This window comes from Halomonas ramblicola (assembly GCF_030409215.1).
Taxonomy (GTDB): domain Bacteria; phylum Pseudomonadota; class Gammaproteobacteria; order Pseudomonadales; family Halomonadaceae; genus Halomonas; species Halomonas ramblicola.
In genome coordinates this window covers 433,929-436,354 of sequence record NZ_JAUFPL010000028.1, presented here as the reverse complement: position 1 = coordinate 436,354, position 2,426 = coordinate 433,929, and the positions used below count along the sequence as shown (strand labels likewise).

2 protein-coding genes are annotated in these 2,426 nt (G+C 69.7%); both read right to left on the bottom strand.

Annotation, left to right across the window (positions count from 1 at the left end; genetic code table 11):
• Positions 1 to 51: 51 nt before the first annotated feature.
• Positions 52 to 1,542: a Na+/H+ antiporter NhaC family protein gene (locus QWY80_RS13080; RefSeq protein ID WP_290232171.1), complete on the bottom strand. Its 1,491-nt coding sequence runs from the start codon at positions 1,540 to 1,542 to the stop codon at positions 52 to 54.
• 91 nt (positions 1,543 to 1,633) lie between these two features.
• A partial coding sequence (locus QWY80_RS13075) for a glutamine synthetase family protein (protein WP_435389369.1) occupies positions 1,634 to 2,426 on the bottom strand: 793 nt, incomplete at its 5' end.

Below are 2,426 nucleotides of genomic sequence, written 5' to 3'. Positions count from 1 at the left end.
CCGCCCCGGCCTGGCCGGGGCGGCGTCGTTGCGTCGTGGCCGGTGTCCGGCTCAGGCCAGCGCCACCCCCAGGACGAGGAAGCCCAGGGTGGTCACGGCCGCGCCGATCAGGGTATAGGGCAGCTGGGTCAGGGCGTGCTGCATGGGCGTGCAGCCGCTGCCCTGGGCCGAGAGCACCGAGGAGTCGGAGAAGAAGCAGGCGTGGCTGCCGAAGCTGGAGGCGGAGAGCAGCGCGCCCACCACCAGCGGCATGGAGGCGTCCATGTGCTGGGCGATGGGCACCACGATGGGGATCGAGATCACGAACACGCCCCAGGAGGAGCCGGTGGCGAAGACCACCACGGCCATGGAGAGGAAGACGATGGCCGGCAGCAGCGCCGGGGTGAGGTAGGGGGTGAGCGCCTCGATCATGAAGGCGGTCATGCCCAGCTGCTCGTTGATGTCGCGCAGCACGAAGCCCACGGCGACGATGGCCAGCGGCAGCATCATGGTGCGGAAGCCGTCCATGATGGCGTCCATCAGGGCGGCGAAGGTGGCCAGGCGCTGGATCAGGTAGAGGACGATGGTGAACAGGGTGGCGGCGATGACCCCCTTGAGCAGGTCGATCCCGAACCAGGCGCTGGCGCCGATCAGCACCGCCATGGGCGCCACGAAGTTCATGACACCGACCAGCGGCCGTCCCCGGGGCGGCGCCTCGGGCGTCAGGGTCTCGTGGACCCCGTCGGGGATCGGCCGGCCGCCGCGGGCGCGAGCCTCGGCGGCCTTCATCGGGCCCAGGTCGGGCACCAGGCCGATGGCGACCAGCATCACCAGCCCCATGGCCACCCAGCCGTAGAGCATATAGGGGATCGCCTGCAGGTAGAGCCACATGCCGGGCCCGTCGGTGGCGCCGTTGGTCTCCAGCAGCTCGGCGAAGTAGACCGCCCAGGTGGAGAGCGGTACCAGGATGCAGATCGGCGCCGCGGTGGAGTCGACGATGTAGGCCAGCTTCTCGCGGGACACGCCGAAGCGGTCGGTGAGGCGCTTCATGGAGGCGGAGGTGGCCAGGGCATTGAGGTAGTCGTCGATGAAGATCAGCAGCCCCAGCACGGCGGTGCTCAGCAGCGACTGGCGACGGGATTTCACCAGCCGCGACAGGAAGTGGCTGAAGCTCAGGGTGCAGCCGGACTTCTCCAGCATGGCGATGAAGCCGCCCATCAGGCCGCACACCAGGATCAGCCAGGCGATGGTCTCGTCCATCATCACCGCCAGCGAGATGTCGGCGAGCTCGCCGATGTGGTCGGCGGGCTGGAGCAGGATCAGGCCGGCCAGGGCGCCGATGGCCAGGGCCTCCAGGGTGCGGTGGGTGGCGATGGCCACCACCAGCACGATCAGCGAGGGCACCAGGCTGATCCAGCCGAAATCGGAGCCCGCCTCGTGGTGCAGCGTCAGCCCCCCCACCGTGGCGAGGATGGCCGTCATCAGTGCCATGGTGCGGCCGCTGCCGCGGCGCTCCGGCAGTGAGGGGGCGAAGGCGTGCTGGGAGGTGTCGGCATGGCTCATGAGCGCACCTCCCGGACATCCTGGTGGGGAGGGCGGAGGGAGAGGGGCGACGTGGGCATTGTCATGATTGTCACTCGTCGGTTCGTTGATGTCAGACGTGGCGCAGGTACCAGTCGATCTCCAGGCGGCTGACATGCTGCATGGCCTGGTCGCGTTCGGCGCGGCGGTTGGCCAGGAAGACCTCGAGGAAGTCCTCGCCCAGCGCCTCGCGCAGGGGGTCGCAGGCCTCCAGCAGCGCGAGCGCCCGGCACCAGCTGTTGGTCAGGCTGGGGGCGATCTGCTCGTAGGCGTTGCCGGTGACCGGCGCAGGCGGGGTGAGCTCACCGGCCAGGCCGTGCTCGATGCCGGCCAGCAGTACCGCCAGCAGCAGGTAGGGGTTGGCGTCGGCGCCGGCCACCCGGTGCTCGATGCGCCGCGCCGCATTGGGGCCCGAGGGGATGCGTACCGCCACCGAACGGTTGTCGAAGCCCCAGGTCGGTGCCATGGGCACGTAGAGGCCCGGCTGGAAGCGCCGGAAGGCGTTGAGGTTGGGCGCGAAGATCGCCATGCTGGCGGGCATCAGCTCGAGCAGGCCGGCCACCGCCTGGTGGAGCCGTGAGCTGCCCAGCGGATCGCCGTCGGCGGCGGCGAAGACGTTGTGACCCGCCGCGTCGAGCAGGCTGATGTGCACATGGGTGCCGTTGCCCGCTTCCAGGCCGTAGGGCTTGGCCATGAAGGTCGCCTCGAAGCCGTGGTTCTGGGCCACGCCCTTGATCAGCCGCTTGAGCAGCACGGCGGCGTCGCAGGCCGCCAGGACGTCGTCGCCGTGCTTGAGGGTGATCTCGAATTGCCCCGGGGCGCACTCCTTGAGCATGGTGTCCAGCGGCAGCTGCTGGATCTCGGCG

Bases quoted from the DNA above. Each gene is read 5' to 3' on its own strand.
- QWY80_RS13080 (WP_290232171.1), bottom strand. From the start codon at position 1,542: ATGAGCCATGCCGACACCTCCCAGCACGCCTTCGCCCCCTCACTGCCG.